The 20,314-nt window shown below is 67.4% G+C and carries 15 protein-coding genes; 9 read left to right on the top strand and 6 right to left on the bottom strand.

The window, feature by feature from the left end; all coding sequences use genetic code 11:
• Positions 1 to 42: 42 nt before the first annotated feature.
• Together EV278_RS03905 and EV278_RS03900 are read left to right on the top strand one after the other, a co-directional pair.
• A complete protein-coding gene (locus EV278_RS03905) occupies positions 43 to 537 on the top strand; it encodes a pentapeptide repeat-containing protein (protein ID WP_132086846.1) in 495 nt (164 codons plus the stop codon).
• Positions 538 to 634: 97 nt separating this feature from the next.
• Complete coding sequence (locus tag EV278_RS03900; protein ID WP_132086844.1) at positions 635 to 1,591, top strand: pentapeptide repeat-containing protein; 957 nt, start codon at positions 635 to 637, stop codon at positions 1,589 to 1,591.
• 83 nt (positions 1,592 to 1,674) lie between these two features.
• Here the strand turns inward: EV278_RS03900 and aspS are convergent, their stop codons facing one another.
• From aspS to EV278_RS03880, 4 genes are all read right to left on the bottom strand, one after another.
• Positions 1,675 to 3,513: an aspartate--tRNA ligase gene (gene aspS / locus EV278_RS03895; protein WP_132086842.1), complete on the bottom strand. Its 1,839-nt coding sequence runs from the start codon at positions 3,511 to 3,513 to the stop codon at positions 1,675 to 1,677.
• Between the two features lie 951 nt (positions 3,514 to 4,464).
• Positions 4,465 to 5,178, bottom strand: a complete 714-nt coding sequence (locus EV278_RS03890) for an EcsC family protein (RefSeq protein WP_132086840.1) — start codon at positions 5,176 to 5,178, stop codon at positions 4,465 to 4,467.
• A gap of 8 nt (positions 5,179 to 5,186) precedes the next feature.
• Entirely contained in the window at positions 5,187 to 6,290 is a 1,104-nt protein-coding gene (locus tag EV278_RS03885) for a DUF262 domain-containing protein (protein ID WP_165916516.1), read from the bottom strand.
• Position 6,291: 1 nt separating this feature from the next.
• Positions 6,292 to 7,077, bottom strand: a complete 786-nt coding sequence (locus EV278_RS03880; protein WP_132086836.1) for an FRG domain-containing protein — start codon at positions 7,075 to 7,077, stop codon at positions 6,292 to 6,294.
• Positions 7,078 to 7,262: 185 nt separating this feature from the next.
• Here EV278_RS03880 and EV278_RS03875 point away from each other — a divergent pair, with 185 nt between their 5' ends.
• From EV278_RS03875 to EV278_RS03850, 6 genes are all read left to right on the top strand, one after another.
• A complete protein-coding gene (locus tag EV278_RS03875) occupies positions 7,263 to 7,961 on the top strand; it encodes a chromosomal replication initiator DnaA (protein ID WP_132086834.1) in 699 nt (232 codons plus the stop codon).
• A gap of 208 nt (positions 7,962 to 8,169) precedes the next feature.
• Positions 8,170 to 10,401: an RNA degradosome polyphosphate kinase gene (locus tag EV278_RS03870; RefSeq protein ID WP_132086833.1), complete on the top strand. Its 2,232-nt coding sequence runs from the start codon at positions 8,170 to 8,172 to the stop codon at positions 10,399 to 10,401.
• On the top strand, positions 10,398 to 10,841 hold the full coding sequence (locus EV278_RS03865; protein ID WP_132086831.1) for a hypothetical protein: 444 nt from the start codon (positions 10,398 to 10,400) through the stop codon (positions 10,839 to 10,841). Before EV278_RS03870 ends, EV278_RS03865 begins: the two co-directional genes overlap by 4 nt.
• A gap of 68 nt (positions 10,842 to 10,909) precedes the next feature.
• The gene (locus EV278_RS03860; RefSeq protein ID WP_132086829.1) at positions 10,910 to 12,397 is read left to right on the top strand and encodes a Ppx/GppA phosphatase family protein; all 1,488 of its coding nucleotides are present in this window, start codon (positions 10,910 to 10,912) and stop codon (positions 12,395 to 12,397) included.
• Positions 12,398 to 12,714: 317 nt separating this feature from the next.
• On the top strand, positions 12,715 to 15,693 hold the full coding sequence (locus tag EV278_RS03855) for a TonB-dependent receptor (RefSeq protein ID WP_243692071.1): 2,979 nt from the start codon (positions 12,715 to 12,717) through the stop codon (positions 15,691 to 15,693).
• 164 nt (positions 15,694 to 15,857) lie between these two features.
• On the top strand, positions 15,858 to 16,142 hold the full coding sequence (locus EV278_RS03850; RefSeq protein ID WP_132086827.1) for a hypothetical protein: 285 nt from the start codon (positions 15,858 to 15,860) through the stop codon (positions 16,140 to 16,142).
• Between the two features lie 11 nt (positions 16,143 to 16,153).
• On the opposite strand, the gene EV278_RS03845 is transcribed toward EV278_RS03850, so the two are convergent.
• Together EV278_RS03845 and rnd are read right to left on the bottom strand one after the other, a co-directional pair.
• Positions 16,154 to 17,881 carry an ATP-binding protein gene (locus tag EV278_RS03845; protein ID WP_132086825.1) on the bottom strand — a complete coding sequence of 576 codons (1,728 nt, stop codon included), beginning with the start codon at positions 17,879 to 17,881 and terminating at the stop codon, positions 16,154 to 16,156.
• A 56-nt stretch (positions 17,882 to 17,937) separates the two neighbouring features.
• Positions 17,938 to 19,107, bottom strand: a complete 1,170-nt coding sequence (gene rnd, locus EV278_RS03840; protein WP_132086823.1) for a ribonuclease D — start codon at positions 19,105 to 19,107, stop codon at positions 17,938 to 17,940.
• Positions 19,108 to 19,219: 112 nt separating this feature from the next.
• Here rnd and purM point away from each other — a divergent pair, with 112 nt between their 5' ends.
• On the top strand, positions 19,220 to 20,245 hold the full coding sequence (purM, locus tag EV278_RS03835) for a phosphoribosylformylglycinamidine cyclo-ligase (protein ID WP_132086821.1): 1,026 nt from the start codon (positions 19,220 to 19,222) through the stop codon (positions 20,243 to 20,245).
• Positions 20,246 to 20,314: the final 69 nt, after the last annotated feature.

The following is a 20,314-nucleotide window of genomic DNA, read 5'->3' as shown; positions in this document are numbered from 1 at the left end:
GCCATGCTTGATCGCCGTTCCCGCCGAAAGACGCGTGCCAGAATGAAACCGCTGCTCCCGATCCTCGCCGTCGCCGGCCTGCTGGCCCTGGCCGGTCCCGCCCTGGCCCAGAACGCCAGCCAGATCGCCCAGGTCCGCGGCGGCGCCAACTGTCCGCGCTGCAACCTGTTCCAGGCCGATCTCTCCGGCGCGGTGCTGAAGGGTCGGAACCTGGCCGGCGCCCGCCTGCGACAGGCCGACCTGAGCCTGGCCGAGATGAACCGCACCAGCTTCGCCGGCGGCGACCTGCGCGACGTCAATTTCTATGGCGGGGTGTTCGGCGGCGCCAGCTTCGCCGGGGCCAACCTGACCAACGCCAGCCTGGTCGGCGCCTATCTGGAAGGGGCCAATTTCCGGGGCGCGACCCTGGCCGGCGCCAACCTCTCGGGCGCCGAGATGGACCGCGCCATCGGCCTGACCCAGGCCCAGCTGAACCGGGCCTGCGGCGATATGTCCACCCGCTTGCCACGCGGGCTTTCCGTGCCCGCTTGCCGTTAAACTTCCGTCATTACCGCGATTTAAGTGGCGCTTGGGGCTCGACGGTCCCAAATCGTAACTCACTCGGTCGCTTATCTTGACCGGTCTGGAGGTTTCGATGTCCCGCTTGCGGATCACGCTCGCCGCTCTGTCGCTCGCCCTGTCAGCCATGGCTCACCAGGCCTATGCCGGGGTCGAGGACAAGGACGTGGCCAGGATGATCTCGCTGGGCGGCGCCTGCGTGAGCTGCGAGCTGTCGGGCCGCAAGCTGACCGGCGCGCGCTTCACCGGCGCCAACTACGCCAAGGCCAACCTGATCGGGGCCGACCTGCGCGGCGCCAGCTTCTTCGGCTCCAACTTCACCGGCGCGGACCTGTCGCGGGCCGATCTGCGTGGCGCCGAGATGCGCGGCGCGGGCTTTTCCCACGCCATCTTCACCGACGCCCGGCTGTCGGGCATCGAGAGCAGCGGCGCCAACTTCATCGGCGCCGACCTGGGCCGGGTCGACCTGTCGAGCAGCGAACTGCACGGCGCCAGCTTCCAGGGCGCCAATCTGGAACGGGCCAACCTGTCGAGCAGCGAGCTGATCGGCGCCAACCTGCAGGGCGTCAACGCCCGGGGCGCCAATTTCAGCTCGGCGGAGCTGAACGCCAGCAACCTGAGCGGCGGCAATTACGAGCGCGCCTCGTTCCGCGACGCCGAGTTCACCGGCTCTATGCTGCGCGGCGCGATCTTCAACGGGGCCGATTTCGCCGGGGCCGACCTGTCGGGCGCCAATCTGGCCGGGGCCGACCTGTCGAACGCCCGGGGCCTGGACCAGGACCAGCTGGACGAGGCCTGCGGCGACGGCGGCACCCGGCTGCCGCGCGGGCTGAGCATCCGCAACTGCTCGGGCGGCAATGTCCGCATCCGCCTCAGCCCCAGCTTCGCGCGCGCCCAGGCCGAGGCCGCCCGGGCCCAGGTCGAAGCCCATCGCGCCGAGATCGAGGCCGCGGCCCGCCTGGCCGCGGTCCCCCGGCCCCCGGCGCCGCCCAGGCCCCCGGCGCCGGCCAAGCCGGCCAAGCCGGCCAACTAGGCCGCCCGCCCTGGCCAGACAGAAAAGCCCTCCGATCCCGCTGGACCGGAGGGCTTTTTCGTATGGGGCGGAGCTCGCCAGCCCTACACCTTGATCGGCGGGGCCGCGCGGATGTGCAGTTCCTTGTACTGCTTGTCCAGGGCCTCGGCCGGGGCGTTCATCAGCAGGTCCTGGCCCTGCTGATTCAGCGGGAAGGCGATCACTTCTCGAATAGCTTGCTGCTCGGCCAGCAGCATGACGATCCGGTCGATGCCGGGCGCCAGGCCGCCGTGCGGCGGGGCCCCGAAGCGGAAGGCGTTGAGCATGCCGCCGAACTGGGCCTCGACCACCTCCGGCCCGTAGCCGGCGATCTCGAAGGCCTTGAGCATGATCTCCGGCTTGTGGTTGCGGATCGCGCCCGAGCACAACTCGTAGCCGTTGCAGACGATGTCGTACTGGTAGGCGCGGATGGTCAGCGGATCCTGGGTCTCCAGGGCCTCCAGCCCGCCCTGCGGCATCGAGAACGGGTTGTGCGAGAAGTCGACCTTCTTCTCGTCCTCGTTCCATTCGAACATCGGGAAGTCGACGATCCAGCAGAACTTGAACTGGTTCTCGTCGACCAGCTTCAGCTCGGTCCCGACCCGGGTGCGGGCCAGGCCGGCGAACTTGGCGAACACGGCCGGGTCGCCGGCCACGAAGAAGGCCGCGTCGCCCGCCTTGAGGCCCAGGCTTTCCATCAGCGCCTGGACCGGCTCGCCCAGGTTCTTGGCGATCGGACCGCCCCAGCCGCCCTGGTCCTCGGACCAGAAGACGTAGCCCAGGCCCGGCTGGCCCTCGCCCTGGGCCCAGCTGTTCATGCGGTCGCAGAAGGCGCGGCTGCCGCCGGTCGGGGCCGGAATGGCCCAGACCTGGTTCTTGGGATCGGCGGCCAGGATCCTGGCGAACAGGCCAAAACCGCTGTCGCGGAAGTGCGCCGAGACGTCGGCCATCTTGATCGGGTTGCGCAGGTCGGGCTTGTCGCTGCCGTACCAGGCCATCGACTGGGCGTAGGTCAGGCGCTCGAAGCCCTTGTGCTCCAGGGTCTGGCCGAAATCGTTGATGAAACTATGAGTCTCATCAATGGGCGACACCGGCTTGCCGCCCGAGAACTCCTCGAACACCCCGTGCATCACCGGCTCGATGGCCGCGAACACGTCTTCCTGGGTGACGAAGCTCATCTCGACGTCCAGCTGGTAGAACTCCAGCGAGCGGTCGGCGCGCAGGTCCTCGTCGCGGAAGCACGGGGCGATCTGGAAGTAGCGGTCGAAGCCCGAGACCATCAGCAGCTGCTTGAACTGCTGGGGGGCCTGGGGCAGCGCGTAGAACTTGCCCGGATGCAGGCGCGAGGGCACCAGGAAGTCGCGCGCCCCCTCCGGCGACGACGCCGTCAGGATCGGGGTCTGAAACTCGTTGAAGCCCTGGGCGAACATCCTCGAACGGATCGACTGGATCACCCGCGAGCGCAGCACGATGTTCCTGTGCAGGGTCTCGCGGCGCAGGTCGAGATAGCGGTGCTTGAGGCGGATTTCCTCGGGATAGTCCGGCTCGCCGAACACCGGCAGCGGCAGCTCGGCGGCTTCGCTGAGCACTTCCACGGCCGAGACGCGGATCTCGATCTCGCCGGTCGGCAGGTTGGGGTTCACCACGCTGGCGTCGCGGGCGATCACCTCGCCGTCGACCCGGATCACGCTCTCGGCCCGCAGGCGCTCGACCACGGCGAAGCCCGGGGTCTCGGGGTGCAGCACCAGCTGGGTCAGGCCGTAATGGTCGCGCAGGTCGATGAAAACCAGGCCGCCGTGGTCGCGCTTGCGGTGGATCCAGCCCGACAGGCGCACGGCCGCGCCGGTGTCGGAGGCGCGCAGGGCGCCGCAGGTATGGGTGCGATAGGCGTGCGTCGAGGTCATGGAAAAGTCTTTGGAACGCGTGATTTTCGAGGGGCGGAAAGGCGCATGGGGGGGCGGCGATGTCAAGGATTCTGGGGCCAGTCACTTGCCCCCTACGGACCGCTTCGCGGTCGTCTTCCCCCGGAGGGGAAGAGCGCTGTCGTAGGCGCCGTGCGAAGGCTCCGCCCCCTATGGGGGCGGACAGGCGGCGAAGCCGCCAGGTGGGGGCAAGTGTTAGCGACCTCACGCGATCTCTCGCTGAGCGTATGGAAAGGGTCGCGGAGCGCCGGACATCGTCCGGAGTTTGAAAAAGAATACCGTTTCGACGAAGCCCGATCGCTCCGCGCGGTCGTTATCCGGAAGCGCGCGACGCCGAGCCCTGTTAGGGCCTCGCCGCCTTGAAGCCTCCGACGGGCGGGCCGGGTCAACGACACCCGGTCCCGGACCGCGAGCGCGTCACCGCCCGCCTGTTGCTAAGTCAGCCCTTGCATCACGTCGTATCTGTATAACAGGCCCGACCGGCACCAGAGACGCAAGGTTTGGTCCCGTCCTTACGCACGCGGACAGCACCGCCGACAGAGCTTCCCGCTCGATCGCCCCCCGCCGCCGCATCGGTCGCTGGCCATGCGCCCTTTCCCCGCGACGAGGTGGGATCAGGATAAAGGCGGTCTGGGAGGGTGAGGATCGATTGGGGTCGAGAAAGTTCAGGGCGTTGATTTTGCTGGAGTTCATTGCCGATAGCCCAAGGATAAGCGCCGGGGACGCGCACTCACGGCAAGGCCGAGACCGATGATCCCGGACGATCGGTGTGAGTGCGTGTCCCCCACGTCGTCCACGGCGCCAGATCGTTCGTCCTGAATAGTGGGTCCAAGACGGGACTCAGCGGATCAAGTTGGGGACACGCACTCACGCCAGACGCCCTGCCAACCGACCGGCGCCCCGCCGTGAGTGCGCGTCCCCGCGCGAACCCTGCTAGCGCCCCTCCCCCGCCGCCCACCGCATCCGGTAGGCCATCATCGCCGTCTTCCCCAGGTGGGCGGTCAGGCGCCAGTTGACCACGGCGCCGACCGGGGCGCCGACCACGGGCAGCAGCTGGGCCAGCTTCGCCAGGTCGATGTGGTCGCGGTACTGCTGCTGGAACGAGCGCCAGTCGAAGCCCTTCAGGTCGGCGGGATGCGGGCGCGCGTCCCAGTCGTCCATCGCCTCCAGCACCTTGACGCGGTGTTCGACGTCCGAGAAGGCCAGCTCGAAGATGTGCAGGATATAGAGCCGCTCGCTCAGCACGCTCCCATCGTGGCCGTAGAGGGCGGCGATCTCGAACAGCAGCTTCAGCTTGAAGCTCATCAGCAGCGGGAAGTCGGCCGCCGCCAGCAGGAACCCGCCCGCCCCGGCGACCCCGCCCTCGGCCCCGGCGGCGGCCTTCCAGCCCTGGATGGCGGCGGCGACCTTGGCCTCCCGTTCCTCCAGCGTGGCGTCGCGCAGCGGCGAGGCCGTGGCGAAGTCGGCCCCGGTCAGGATCGCCTTGGTCATCGCCTCCATGGCGGCGGTGATCGCGGCGTGGACCTTCTCGGGGATCACCCGGTTGATCCGCCGCTGGACGGCGCGGGAGGCCGCGCCCAGCGGCCCGGCGGGCTTGGTGATGCGGGCGCGCCAGGCGGCGAGGTCGGAGGCGCTGCGCTCCACCATCGAGATGCCTACAGCACTAAGTTGAGAAACAATGTCGACTGAGCTGCCTTCTCATTACGCCACCGAGAGAACTCCTCCTTCAATATCTCAAACCGGCCGACATGGCTGCCAACGTCGTTGGTGCTTCGATTAAGCGCATCGTAGCGTGATAAAGAAGTATCGGCGGTGGTGGTGTGTCCGGCAATATGTTTGTCGCGATGCAACTTTCTGCGCTTCTCAAAGGTATACAGAAACTCGCGCACAAGCGGCCGCTGATCGTCACTCAGCTCCCTGACCAACCAGTAATATACAGGCAACGCGCCGGCTGAACTTAAAAGTTCATCATGAGGGAGAAAAATTTCTTGCATGGCGTCGAGATTATCCAGCGCTCTTCTACCCGCCAATTCCAGCGTGGCGCCATCAATAGTCGCCGAACCAGCAAAGGCATCTAGGTCTTTCTTCTTTGTGTTAGTTGGCTTTTTCTCGTACTCAAAAAGCACAATTTTAGCCGCAGCGTTATAATCACCCGCTCGTTCAACGCTAAACTTGATATTCTCGTTGAAAAACTCGTGCTTTGCCACAGTTCTAATGATGTCTGACACTGGGCCAAGCATGGCATTACGGATCTCAGCACCGGTTAGGGGTTTGCTGCGATTCAAGCGCACGAAAAGCTCGTTGATATCAGCCTCGTTCGAAGTGACCACACTCATAATATCGACGGTTTCGGTTTCAAATATTTCCGCGACTTCCTGATGAGACCCTTTTAGATCCTTTAGACCAAGGCCGCCAAGCTGAAGCCTTGGATCCCTCTTCCATATGAAATCGTGATTTAAGACTAACCTTCCGTCAAAGAAATCAAATATTGCTTCAAGGCGCTGCTTACCATCAATAATGGCATATGGGAGTCGGCTCGAATTTAAAGGACTGTCACCCATCTGAAAGTCCGCAATATATAGCTTGGGGACGTCAAACCCATTGATTATGGAATCAATCAAATAGCCTTTATCAGATTGAGACCAAAGGCGCCCCTTCCTTTGGTATGGCGGGCTCATGTCGATCATTTCGCGCCGATTGTACCACCAGATAAGAGGCTTGCTCGGGTGGGGAGTGATGCGCATTGGTCGTTGTTGCATCTTAGAATCCAAAAACGCGTCTAATTTCCTTGGACAATCCATCCAAGTCTGGGAAAACTACAGATTCCGTAAACCCCTTCCTGAATAGGGAATTTCGAATATCGTCTACATATTCATGACCAATTTCGATCTTTCTCAGCGTTTCGACAGGAAATTGATCCGCCCTAAAGACCTCTTCCATGGGCGTGGTTCCTTGCCCAAAAAGCGCAAACCCGCCCCTCTGCGCGACGATCCTCGCGCTATTATATGACCCGTAAATCATAATGGGGAGCATGGGGATTTCGTCGACTTTTGTACCGGGGGCGTAGGCCCGAAGCGATGGGCTCGTTTCGTCGAGCACGCCCCCGCGAAATGAAATGTGAGCCAAGGCGGCGCGATTCCAGGCAACTGGATCGCACATCCACAGCGCAGCCGACGTTGCCTTAGGCTCCAATGCGGCGTTCAACGCAAAATAAATGGCCACAAAAGGGTTTTCGCTCCAATCCAACAATCTGGTTGGGACGCCGTAATGTTGCATCAGAAATAGCTTGTCCCAATCGCTCGTTAGGGATCGAGACAAGAACGGTAAGGATCTCTGGACAAATCTCGTAGTCACCTCCCCTTCAAGGGAGATCACGTCAGCGATTTTTGTGATGTTTGGATGCCTGTAAATTGACGGCTTAAGCCCGTGAGAAGATTTTCTGCATCCCCGGTACCAAGATACACTTGATCCAGCTTGAAAAGTTTCGATTGCATCGAGGAGTTCGGCGAAGGATGTTGGCTTAATTATATCTAACTTGTCAGCCATGATCGTTATCCGTAGTGCAGCGTCGACGGACGCATATGCAAGCTTGGCCGTCAAGGTTGTGTTCAAAGTTTCCCATCCACACCTCCCCGCCCCTCATCCCCAGCCAACCCCACCACCCCATCTCGCCCTCCTCCGCGACGCAGCCTATATCTCCGGTAACTGAGTAACCCTGTCCGGACGCCGCCTTGCCTCGTCAGTTCCGACTGCCGCTGACCGCTCCGCCCCGCTGGGACCGGGAGTCGTTCGCGTCGTCGCCGACCAACGTCCAGGCGCTGGAGTCGCTGGACGCCTGGCCGGCCTGGCCCGAGGGGCGGCTGGCCCTGGTCGGGCCGGCGGGGACGGGCAAGACGCATCTGGCGCGCGACTGGGCGGCGCGGACCGGGGCCGTGGTGATCGAGGCGGCCTCCACCAACGCGAAACCGCTGGACCTGGCGTCCCTGCGCGGCCGGCCGCTGCTGGTCGAGGACGCCGACCGGCGCTGCGAGGACGGTCTGGTCGATGACGAGACGCTGTTCCACCTGATCAACATGGCCGGGGTCGACGGCGGGTCGCTGCTGCTGACCGGTCGCCTGGCCCCCGTGGCCTGGGACGCGGCGGTGCCCGACCTGCGCTCGCGGCTCAACGCCCTGGCCGTGGCCCGCATCGAGGAACCCGACGACGTGGTGCTGGAGGCGGTGCTGCGGCGCGGCTTCGAGGCGGCGGGCATCCGGCCGGCGGCCGACCTCTATCCCTACCTGATGGCGAGATTGCCCCGCTCGGCCCCGGCCGCCCTGGCGGCGGTGAGCGCCCTGGACGAGGCGGCCAGCCAGCAGGGGCGCGAGGTCAACAAGGCGCTGGCGCTGGCGGTGCTGGATTTCGGGGATTCGGAAGAGGACGAGGACTGAGGCGGCGACCGCATGCCCCCTACGGACCGCTTCGCGGTCGTCTTCCCCCAGAGGGGGAAGAGCGCTTCCGGCATGAGGCTCCGCCCCCTGTGGGGGCGGACAGGCTGCGCAGCGGTCAGGTGGGGCAAGGGCTTGAGCTCCAGGCGCCCAATGTCTTGCTCCTGTCACCACCCTCCGTCACTCTGCACACCGTAGACCGGAGACCCCCATGCCTGACGACGCCGCCGCCCTCGACCTGCCCGCCGCGCCCTCGCCGGCCGCGCCGGACCTGGCGGGCCTGCGGCTGGACGAGGACCTGCTAGCCGCGCCCGAGCGGTTCTTCAACCGCGAGACCTCGTGGCTGGCCTTCAACCAGCGGGTCCTGGAGGAGAGCGCCAATCCGCGCCACCCGCTGCTGGAGCGGCTGCGGTTCCTGTCGATCAGCGCCAACAACCTGGACGAATTCTACATGGTGCGGGTGGCCGGCCTGAAGGGCCAGGTGCGAGAGGGCGTGCGGGTGGTCAGCCAGGACGGGCTGACGCCGGGCGAGCAGCTGGCGCGGATCAACGCCTCGGCCGCCGAGCTGATGGCCGAGCAGCAGAAGATCTGGCGCGAGGTGCGGGCCGAGCTGTGGGGCGAGGGCCTCAAGCTGCTGGACGCCAAGGACATCGTCGGGGCCGACCGCGAGCGGGCCGAGGAGATCTTCCTGACCCGGATGTTCCCGGTGCTGACGCCGCTGGCCATCGACCCGGCCCACCCGTTCCCGTTCATTCCGAACCTGGGCTTCTGCCTGGCCCTGAAGCTGCGCCGCATCGCCGACGACAAGCACCTGTACGCCCTGGTGCCGGTGCCCAGCCAGGTGCAGCGGTTCTGGGAGCTTAGCCAGGCGCCGGCCAAGAGCACGCGCAAGCGCGAGCGGCGGATCGTGGCGCTGGAAAGCTTCATCATCCTCTTCCTGGGCCACCTGTTCCCCGGCTACGAGGTCGAGGGCCGGGGCCTGTTCCGCCTGATCCGCGACAGCGACCTGGAGATCGAGGAAGAGGCCGAGGACCTGGTGCGCGAGTTCGAGGCGCGGCTGAAGAAGCGCCGGCTGGGCCGCGTGGTGCGGGTCAAGATCCAGACCACCATGCCCGACGACCTGCGCGAGTTCATCGTCGAGGGCCTGCGCGCCCAGCCCGACGACGTGATCCTGGTCGACGGCAAGCTGGGCCTGGCCCAGATGGCCGAGCTGATCCCGCCCGACCGTCCGGACCTGAAGTTCAAGCCGTTCAACGCCCGCTTCCCCGAGCGCATCCGCGACCACGGCGGCGACTGCTTCGCGGCTATCCGCGAGAAGGACATCCTGGTCCACCACCCGTTCGAGAGCTTCGACGTGGTGGTGCAGTTCATCCGCCAGGCGGCGCGCGATCCCAATGTGCTGGCGATCAAGCAGACCCTGTACCGCACGTCCAAGGACAGCCCGATCGTCGCGGCCCTGATCGAGGCGGCCGACAACGGCAAGAACGTCACCGCGCTGGTGGAGATCAAGGCGCGCTTCGACGAGGAAAATAACCTGAAGTGGGCGCGCGACCTGGAGCGGGCCGGCGTGCACGTGGTGTTCGGCTTCGTCGACTGGAAGACCCACGCCAAGCTGTCGGTGGTGGTGCGGCGCGAGGGCGAGGCCCTGCGCACCTATTGCCACTTCGGCACCGGGAACTATCACCCGCAGACGGCGCGGGTCTATACCGACCTGTCGCTGTTCACCTGCGATCCGGCCCTGGGCCGGGACGGCGGCAAGCTGTTCAACTTCATCACCGGCTACGCCCAGCCGCACGGGCTGGAGAAGCTGTCGTTCAGCCCCGAGACGCTGAAGCCGGACCTGCTGACCATGATCGCGGCCGAGGCGCGCAACGCCCGCGAGGGCAAGCCGGCGGCGATCTGGGCCAAGATGAACGCCGTGGTCGACCCGCAGGTCATCGACGCCCTCTACTCGGCCAGCCAGGACGGGGTGCAGATCGACCTGGTGGTGCGCGGGATTTGTTGTTTAAGACCTGGGATTGCAGGACTGTCGGAGAACATCCGCGTCAAGTCGATCGTCGGCCGGTTCCTGGAGCACGCCCGGGTGGTGGCCTTCGCCAACGGCGGGCCGATGCCCAGCCCCCAGACCCGGGTGTTCATCAGCTCGGCCGACTGGATGCCGCGCAACCTGGACCGCCGGGTCGAGAGCCTGGTCCCGGTCGAGAACCCCACCGTGCACCAGCAGGTGCTGAACCAGATCATGGTCGCCAACCTCAACGACGAAGCCCAGAGCTGGAACCTCGACCCCGAGGGCCACTACGCCCGCGACCCGGCCTGGGACCGCAAGGGCGCCTTCTCGGCCCACGAATACTTCATGACCAATCCCAGCCTGTCGGGCCGGGGCCACAAGGTGAAGGACCTGCCGCAGGCGTTCGACCACGTGGGCCCGCGCAAGCGCCGGTGAAGGCGCGGGGGCTCGTCGTCCTGGCGGCGCTGGGCCTGGCGTCCTGCGGACCGCGTCCGGCCGAGCAGGCGCGGATCTGCGCGATCTTCGCCCTGCCCGCCGTCCCGGGCGACACGCAGCTGGGCGACGCCGCCGACCTGGCCTGGGCCAGGGCGCGGGAGCGCCAGCTGTTCAAGTCCGGGACGATCTACGGGCCCGCCTGGCAGGTGATGGGCCATGGCCGCTCGTGGGGGCGCTGCCGGGTTCGGGTCAAGGCGGTGGAAAGCCTGCTGATCAGCCCCGACGGGGCCTACGCCATGACCAAGGGCGGCCGCCGCGAGCACGGCCGGCCGGTCAGCTTCGGATCCTGCTATTACGAGAACGCCTCGGCGGGCTGGCGTCTGCGCGCGTGCCGGCGGACGCTGGACGAGCCCGCGCCGCTGATCGGCCTGAAACGCTGAGCTGTGGAGCGACAACCTTTTTGCGCGCGCCGCCTTCCCCTCCCCGCCCAATGCGCTAAACCAAGCCCATGCCTTTTGCGGCGCCGCGCGACGCGGCCGTTATCGATATCGGCTCGAACTCGGTCCGCCTGGTGGTGTACCGGCTGGAAGGCCGCGCCATCTGGACGGTCTTCAACGAGAAGGTCCTGGCGGGGCTGGGCCGTGACCTGGGCCACGGCGGCCGGCTGAATCCCGAGGGCGTGGCCCAGACCCTGGCCGCTCTGAAGCGCTTCCGCGCCGTGCTCGAGGCGGTCAAGCCGGCCGAGACCTTCATCGCCGCCACCGCCGCCGTGCGCGAGGCCAAGGACGGCGCCGCCTTCGTCGAGCAGATCAAGGCCGAGACCGGCTTTTCCACCCGCGTGCTGTCGGGCGAGGAAGAGGCCCGCTACGCCGCCCTGGGCGTGCTGGCCGGCGCGCCCGACGCCACCGGCGTGGTCGGCGACCTGGGCGGGGCCAGCCTGGAGCTGGTGCGCCTGGAGACCACCGGCGCGGGCCTGGGCGTCACCCTGCCGCTGGGCCCGTTCAGCCTGGGCCTGTCGGAGGGCTTCGACCTGGAGAAGGTGCGGCGGCTGTGCGCCCAGCGCCTGGCCCCGGCGGCCCAGGCCTTCCGGACCGACGTCTTCCACGCGGTGGGCGGCGCCTGGCGCAACCTGGCCCTGCTGCACATGCGCCTGGCCGGCTACCCGCTGCACGTGGTCCACCAGTACAGCATCAGCCGCGCCGAGGCCCTGGACGCCGCGCGCCTGGTCGCCCACCAGTCGAAGAGTTCGCTCGACCGCATCGAGGGCATGAGCAAGAAGCGCTCGGAGACCCTGCCCTACGCCGCCGTGGTGCTGGAGCAGCTGATCGAAAGCCTGGACCTCAAGCGCATCGAGATTTCGGCCTTCGGCGTGCGCGAGGGGCTGCTGTTCGAGGCCATGCCGCCCGGCGTGCGCCGGCTGGATCCGCTGGTCGAGGGCTGCGCCTCGCTGGGGGCCCGGCAGGGCGTGGCCGACGAGCTGGGCGCGGCGCTGGACGCCTGGCTGGCCCCCGCCCTGGCCCAGCTGCCGCCCTGCTTCGATCAGCGCGATCCCGTCCTGGCCTCGGCCGCCTGCCGCCTGGCCGACCTGGGGGCGCGCCTGCACCCGGACCATCGCGCCGACCTGGTGTTCGAGCAGGTGCTGCGCGCGCCGATCGCCGGCCAGACCCACGCCGAGCGGGCCTTCCTGGCCGCCGCGGCCTTCGCCCGCCACGCCACGGCCTTCACCCCGCCGGAACTGGACGTGCTGGAGCGCCTGCTGTCGCCCGGCCGCCTGAAGCGGGCCCGCGCCATCGGGGCCGCCATCCGCCTGGGCTGCGACCTGTCGGGCCGCAGCGCGCCTCTCCTGGCCCGGTCGCGCCTAGCCATCGACAAGGGCGACCTGCTGCTGGCCGCCGAGCCAGGCTACGCCGACCTGCTGCTGGGCGAGCAGACCGCCAAGCGAGCGGGCGCCCTGGCGACCCTGCTGGGTCTGAAGCTGAAGATCACGGCGCTCTGAAAAAACGCCCTCGGGGGCGCATCTCTGGATTGCGCGGGCTGACTACCGTGGAAAAATCGGCGATCCGCGCAAATCACGCATCAAAACGAGGATTTCAGCCCCGAAAAAAAAGGGGTCAAGTCGTGCCGCTTTGTGTCAAAAAAACCACGTTACATTTCATTAATGCGACAACTCTTGACCGATCGTCCCAATCGTCGATAGCCCTGCTGCAACCACGCTTAGGGAAGCTAAGCCGTAGGTCACCGCGGCGCGACGAACTGCGTCTGCATATTTTGGGGGTTACCGACTTGAGAACTAAACCCACGCGCGCGCGGCTGATGGCCACGACGATGATCTGCGGCGCCGCTGTCGCCGTGTTCGCCGCCAGCCAGGCCGCAGCCCAAACCGCCGCCCCGGCCGCTCCTGCCGACCAGACCGAGGTCGAGGAAATCGTCGTCACCGGCTCTCTCTTCCGCCGCACCGACACCGAGACGCCCTCGCCAGTCACGGTGATGACCTCCCAGACCCTGCAGCGCGCGGGCATGACCACGGCCACCGACGCCATCCGGTCGGTCTCGGCCGACGGCGCCGGCTCGATCGGCACCGGCTTCCAGAGCGGCTTCAGCGCCGGCGGCTCGGCCGTCTCGCTGCGCGGCCTGGGCGTGTCCTCGACCCTGGTGCTGGTCGACGGCCTGCGCTCGGCCAACTTCCCGATCAACGACGACGGCCATAACGCCTATGTCGACCTCAACAGCATCCCGTTCAGCCTGATCGACCGGATCGAAGTGCTGAAGGACGGCGCCTCGTCGAGCTACGGCGCCGACGCCATCGGCGGTGTCGTCAACCTGATCCTGAAGAAGCAGTTCGAAGGGATTTCCGGCAGCGCCGAATTCGGCCAAAGCCAGGAGCGCGACGCGCGCCACCAGCGCTTCGACCTGACCCTCGGCTACGGCGACTACGCCGAGAAGGGCTGGAACTTCTACGTCAACGGCGAGTACCAGAAGGACGGCCGCGTCACCAGCCACAGCCGGGGCTTCCCCTACAACACCCAGGACCTGCGTCCGATCGGCGGCCTGGACAACAACACCGCCGACAGCACGCTGACGACCGCCACGCCGACCGCCGTTGTCGTGCGCACCACGCAAAGCGACCTGAACAATCCGCTGACCGGCGGCCTCACGCCCTTCACCATCGGCACGGGCTCTTCGGCTTATAGCGAATACACCGCTCTGGGCCTGGGCACCTGCCTTGCCGGCACCTACACCGTGACCACCGGCGCCGCGCGCGGCACGGGCTGCAAGTACGACCTCGTCGACCTCTACAACCAGATCCAGCCGAAGCAGGAACGCTATGCGCTCAACGGCCGCCTGAGCTTCAAGCTGGGCGAGAACGTCGAGGGCTATGTCGCCGGCAGCTACTCGTACGACTTCGTCAGCATCAAGAACCAGCCGCGCGCCCTGCGCAACACCCAGCCGTTCGGTGGATCGCCGTCCCTGGCGTCGACCAACCCCGGCATCGTGCTGCCGGTCTGGATCTGCACCTCCGGCGTCAACTGCGCCGATCCGGCCGCGGCCGGTCGTCGCCTGAACCCGAACAACCCCTATGCGACCGCCGCCGGCGGCGCCGATCCCGCGAACAACGCGGCGCGCATCTACTACCTGTTCGGCGACATCCCCGCCGGCAGCGACCGCACCAACGAGGTCTATCGCGGCACCGCCGGCCTGAAGGGCGACTTCGGCGGCGACTGGAACTGGCGAGTTGACGGCGTCTTCGCCCGCGACAACCTGAAGATCGAGCAGTACGGCTTCCTGAACATCGCCAACCTGCTGAAGTCGATCAACACCGGCAGCTATGACTTCGTGAACCCGGGCAACAACACCCAGGCTGTCCGCGACTTCATCTCGCCGACCGTGACCACGCCGTCGCACTCGACGATGTACTCGTTGGACGCCTCGGTCACGAAGGAGCTGTGGGAGCTGCCAGGCGGGACGATGCAACTGGCCGTCGGCGGCCAGGTCCGCAAGGAAGAACTGGTCAACAACAACCAGAACGCCAAGCTGGACACCTATTCGCTGACCACCTCGTCGGCGTTCGGCAAGCACACCGTCACGGCGGGTTATTTCGAAGTGCTGGCGCCGGTGCTGAACCAACTCGAGATCAACGCCTCGGGCCGATACGACCACTATTCGGAGGGCTTCAGCCACTTCTCGCCGAAGATCGGCGCCAAGTATACGCCGCTGCGCCAACTGGCGTTCCGCGGCACGTATTCCAAAGGCTTCCGGGCGCCGACGTTCGCGGAATCGGGCGCGCGCAGCCAATATGCCGGCTTCTCGACCTTCACCCCGCCGCCGAGCTTCCAGAACGCCCACGGCGGCCTGACCTCGGCCGGCAACACCAACCCCTACGCCCAGGCCTATTCGCTGGGCGGCGGCTATGTCGGCAATCCGGACCTGAAGCCGGAAAAGTCGCGTAGCTTCACCCTGGGCGTGATCGCCGAGCCGACCCCGTGGCTCAGCCTGACGGTCGACTATTACGACGTGAAGAAGTCCGACCTGATCGTGGCCGGCCCGCTGTTGGCGAGCGCTCGCAACGCCTATTACACCGGCACCAACGTCACCAGCGCCTGCGCCGCCGTGGCGGCCGTGGGTCCGGGCTATTCGTGCAACCTGGTCGACGCCATCGACCCGCTGTTCCCGACCGCCCTGCCCCGCGTGCTGATCATCAACGCGCCGTTCGTGAACGCCGACTTCTCGAAAACTTCGGGCGTCGACTTCTCGGCCACGGCCAAGGCCAACCTGCCGTTCGACGCCAAGCTGACCAGCCGCGTCGAAGTCACCCACGTTCTGAAGTACGACCTGCACACGTCCAACGGCGTGCAGAAGTACGCCGGCACGCTGGGTCCGTACCAGCTCTCCTCGGGCAACGGCACGCCCGACTGGCGCGGCAACTGGCAGAACACGGTCGAATGGGGCCGCTACAGCCTGTCAGCCACCACCTACTATGTCGGCAAGATCAAGTCGGTGGCCGCTGACCAGCGGACCAGCACCGACTGCGTCACCGCCAACCAGTATGCGACCGGCAATACGGCTCTTGGCCAAAAGTTCTGCTACATCAAGAAGTTCGTCAATGTCGACCTGAACGGAACGGCCCAGATCACCGACTCGGTCCAGGTCTATGGCCACGTCGGCAACCTGTTCGACGAAAAGGCCCCGGTCGCGCCGGGCGCCTATGCCAGCGCCCCGAACTTCCTGACCACCTTCCACTATCCCGGCCTGATCGGCCGGACCTTCAAGCTGGGCGTGCGCTTCACCTATTAAGCGTTTCGCCTGGAAAATGGACGGGGCCGGTTCCGAAAGGGACCGGCCCTTTCTTTTGGCCGTTCGCCGCCGCGACACCCCGCCGCAACCGAACGGCGCTCGGCGAGCACGGTTTGTTATCCACGGCCATCGCAAGCTCGACCTCAGAAACGGGGAGAGCATCCATGCAGAAGCAGCGGATCGTCGAAGTCGAATACGAAGACCACGTCGCCACCTTTCCGGCGCCGCGCGCGCGGCCCGAGCTACGGCTCGCCAACGCCGACGACGTGTCGGTGGTCGGACCAGCCCGCCGCCTCCAGAACGACCTGGCGCGCGCCTTCGCGGCCGAGTCCGGCTGGTCGGTGAAGCGCACCGTGATCGTCGGCTGCGTGTTCCACGGCGTGGTGCTGGGCTCCCTGGCCGTGGCGGCCGGCAACCTTCTCCCGCACATCGCACGCTGGGGCGGTTAGGCGGATCGGGCCTAAGCCCCGACCAGATCCGGATCCAGCGCCCGCCACAGCACCCGCTGCAAGGTCGCGGCCTGGAACGGCTTTTCGAGCCAGTCGTCCATTCCGGCGGCGCGGCAGGCTTCGCGCTCCGCGTCCGAGACGCCGGCGGTGACGGCGATTACGGGCGTCGTGCTGTTAGGCCCGGCGAGGCGCAGGCGGCGCGTGGCCTCCAGCCCGTCCAGGCCTGGCATGTTGACGTCCATCAGGATCACGTCGAAGCGTCGCTCGCCCGCCAGGGCCAGACCCGTTTCGCCGTCGGCGGCCAACTCGACACGCACGCCCATGGCGTCCAGGATGTGGCTCAGGAGCCGCCGGTTGACCTCGTGGTCGTCGACCACCAGGGCCAGGGGCGAGCGGTCGAAGACGCTTGGCGTGGACGGAGGCGCGGACGCCGGCGCTTCGGTGACGGCCGGCGCGGAACCCGTCGCCATCGGCAGGGTCAGCTGGAACACAGCGCCGCCCTCGGCCGGTGAACGCGCGGTCAGGTCCCCGCCCATCAACCGCGCCAGGTCCCGGCTGATCGACAGGCCAAGGCCCGTTCCGCCGAAGGTGCGCGCCGTGTCGGGGCCCAGTTGGTCATAGGCCGTGAACAGCCGCGCCAGCTGTTCGGGCGACAGGCCGGGCCCGGTGTCGGAAACCTCGACGGCCAGCCGCCAGCCGTCCCCCCGCCGCTCGGCCATGACGTTCAGCGCGACCCGGCCCGCCGAGGTGAACTTGATCGCGTTGGACAGCAGGTTGTTGAGCACCTGGCGAATGCGCACCGGATCGCCGCGCAGCCATTGGGGCAAGTCCCGCTCGCCCGTCAGGTCCAGCGCCAGCCCCTTGGCCCTGGCTTCGTCGCGCCAGAAGCGCACGGTTTCGTCGATCAGCGCCCCCGGCGAAAAATCGAGGATCTCGACGCTCATCCGGCCGGCCTCGATCTTGGAGACGTCCAGCAGATCGTTGAGCAGCGCGCGCATCATCGCCCCGGCGTCGGCGATCAGGGCGGCCTTGTCGCGGGCGCGGGCGTCGCCGGCCTCGCGCGCCAGGTCGCCGGCCCCGCCCAGGATGGCGCTCAGCGGGGTGCGCAGTTCGTGGCTGACCATGGCCACGAAGGCCGACTTGGCCGCGGTCTGGGCCTCGGCCAGGCGCCGCGCCGAGCGCTCGGCCTCGAAGGTCCGCCGCGACCAGGCGAACACCAGCCCCAGCACCAGGGCGAACAGGGCCACGCCCATCAGGTAGTAGGGCCCCAGCGGATCCTGGCGCGTCTCCGTCGTCAGGGGCAGGATCAGCATGTAGGTCATGTGCGGCGTCACGGCCGCCAGGAAGGCCGCCACGCAGCCCTCGGCGCCCATCAGCGCGGTCAGCACCGAGCCTGAGACCAGGATGATGGCCGAAGCCGTCGCCACGGGCGTCCCGAGCGCCCAGATCGGCAGGGAGGCCCAGCCGAACACCACGGCCAGCAGCACGTCGGAGGCCAGGTTGAAGATCACCGCCCGTCCGGGCTCCGCGCGGCTCAGGAAATGGCGCAGCGCCTGCTGCTCGACGATCTGGGCGACGATGCAGGCCGCGGCCCACGGGACCAGGAAATGGAACGTCGGCCGCCAGGCCGTGACGACGACGACCACGAGGATGACGAAGACGCGCAGCGGGATCTGGCGCCGGTGGGAAATCGCGGCGGGCCTGTAGGCGGCCGCCAGTTGGTCCCAAGCCACCCGCATACGCAACGCCCCCGACAGCCGCCGGACACCAGGAGAGGTCGCCCCCTCCCGCGCCCTCAGTCCGGCTTGGGCGCGCGGCGCACTTCCACCACACGAACCCGGGTTCCGTCCAGCACCAAGGCCAGCTCGCCGCGCTTGATCTTCAGGGCGTCGGACCCGAAAGCCTCCAGCCGCCAGCCCTGCAGGGCCGGGGTGTTGGCCTCGTCGTCGGCGGCGATCTTCTCCAGGTCCGAGACCGTGGCGATCAGCTTGGAGGCCACGCCGGCCTCCTCGGCCCGGGCCTTGAGCAGGACCTTCAGCAGCTCGACCACCGCGCCGGCCGAGGCGGGCGGCGGCGGGCCGGACTTCTCCAGCACCGGCGCATAGCCTTCCGGGTCCGCCAGGGCGGCCTTGATGGCGGCCAGCAGGTCGGGACCGAACTTGGAGCCGCCGAAGCCCTTGGGCACGCTGCGCAGGGTGTTGAGGCCCTCCAGCGAGGTCGGCGCCTGGGTGGCCAGTTCGTCGATGGCCTCGTCCTTGAGGATGCGGCCGCGCGGCTGGTCGCGGGTCTGGGCTGTGCGCTCGCGCCAGGCGGCGACGGCCTTGAACACCGCCAGGTACTTGGCGCCGGTCTTGCGCGGGCGCAGGCGGCGCCAGGCCTTTTCCGGATCGACGTCGTAGGCGGCCGGGTCGTTGAGCGCCTTCATCTCCTCTTCCACCCAGGCCAGGCGGCCGGCCTTGTCCAGGCGGTCGCGCAGGATGGGGAACAGGGTCGCCAGATGGGTGACGTCGGCGACGGCGTAGGTCAGCTGCGCCTCGCTCAGCGGGCGGCGGGCCCAGTCGGTGAAGCGGCTGGACTTGTCCAGCTCGATCTTCAGCATCTGGCGGACCAGGGCGTCGTAGGCGATCTGCTCGCCGAACCCGGCGGCCATGCCGGCCACCTGGGTGTCGAACAGCGGCGTGGGCATGGCGTCCAGATTGTTGAAGATCTCGACGTCCTGGCGGGCGGCGTGGAACACCTTCAGGATCGAGGGATCGCGCAGCACGTCCAGCAGCGGCGCCAGGTCGATGCCGTCGGCCAGCGGGTCGATACAGGCTTCGGTGTCCGGCGAGGCCACCTGGATCAGGCACAGCTTGGGCCAGTAGGTGGTTTCGCGCATGAACTCGGTGTCCACGGCGATGAAGGGCTGGCCCTTCAACTCATTACAGAACGCCGCCAGCTCAGCGGTAGTGGTGATCGTCGTCATCGGCTGCTAATAGCCTCGCGCACCCCCGAGTCTGCAAGCACAAGCTTAGGGGGAGCGGCAAGTTTCCTTTCAAAAACGGCCCATTGGGCCGTCTTCGAGCCAGAGCAAGCGCATGAGCGACCCACAGAACGGCCTCACCTACGCCCAGGCCGGCGTCGATATCGATGCGGGCAACGCCCTGGTCGAGGCGATCAAGCCCCTGGCCAAGGCCACCCGGCGTCCCGGGGCCGAGGCGGGCCTGGGCGGCTTCGGGGCCCTGTTCGACCTGAAGGCGGCCGGCTACGACGACCCGCTGCTGGTCTCCACCACCGACGGCGTCGGCACCAAGCTGCGCATCGCCATCGACACCGGCATGCACGCCACGGTAGGGATCGACCTGGTGGCCATGTGCGTCAACGACCTGCTGGCCCAGGGCGCCGAGCCCCTGCTGTTCCTGGACTATTTCGCCACCGGCAAGCTCGACGTGGCCACCGCCACCAGCGTCGTGGCCGGCATCGCCGAGGGCTGCAAGCTGGCTGGCTCGGCCCTGGTGGGCGGCGAAACCGCCGAGATGCCGGGCATGTACAGCGACGGCGAATACGACCTGGCCGGCTTTTCGGTCGGGGCGGTCGAGCGCGACGGCGTGCTGCCCAAGCTCGACAAGCAGCGGGCCGGCGACATCATCATCGGCGTCGGCTCGTCGGGCCCGCACTCCAACGGCTACAGCCTGGTGCGCCGGGTGGTCGAGCGCTCGGGCCTGGCCTGGGACGCCCCCGCCCCCTTCGCCGAGGGTAAGACCCTGGCCGAGGCCCTGATGGCCCCGACCCGCATCTATGTGAAGTCGATCCTGCCCCTGCTGCAGTCCGGCCGGGTCAAGGGCGGCGCCCACATCACCGGCGGCGGCCTGATCGAAAACCCGCCGCGCTGCATCGCCGAGGGCCTGAAGGCCGAGTTCGACTGGAACGCCTGGCCCCTGCCCCCGGTCTTCGACTGGCTGCAGCGCGAAGGCGGCATCAGCGACCACGAGCTGCGCCGCACCTTCAACTGCGGCGTCGGCTTCATCCTGGTGGTCGCCGCCAGCGACGCCGAGCCGGTGCTGGCGGCCCTGCTGAACGCCGACGAGGACGCCTTCATCTGCGGGCAGCTGGTGGCGGCCTAAATCCTGCGTCCTTCGGGGCTCGCCCTTGGCGAGCGCCTCAGGATGAGGAATTCAGAGCAACAAAGCCCC

Origin of the sequence: Caulobacter sp. BK020 (assembly GCF_004342605.1) — a bacterium.
GTDB lineage: Bacteria > Pseudomonadota > Alphaproteobacteria > Caulobacterales > Caulobacteraceae > Caulobacter.
This window is presented reverse-complemented; position numbering and strand designations above follow the sequence as displayed.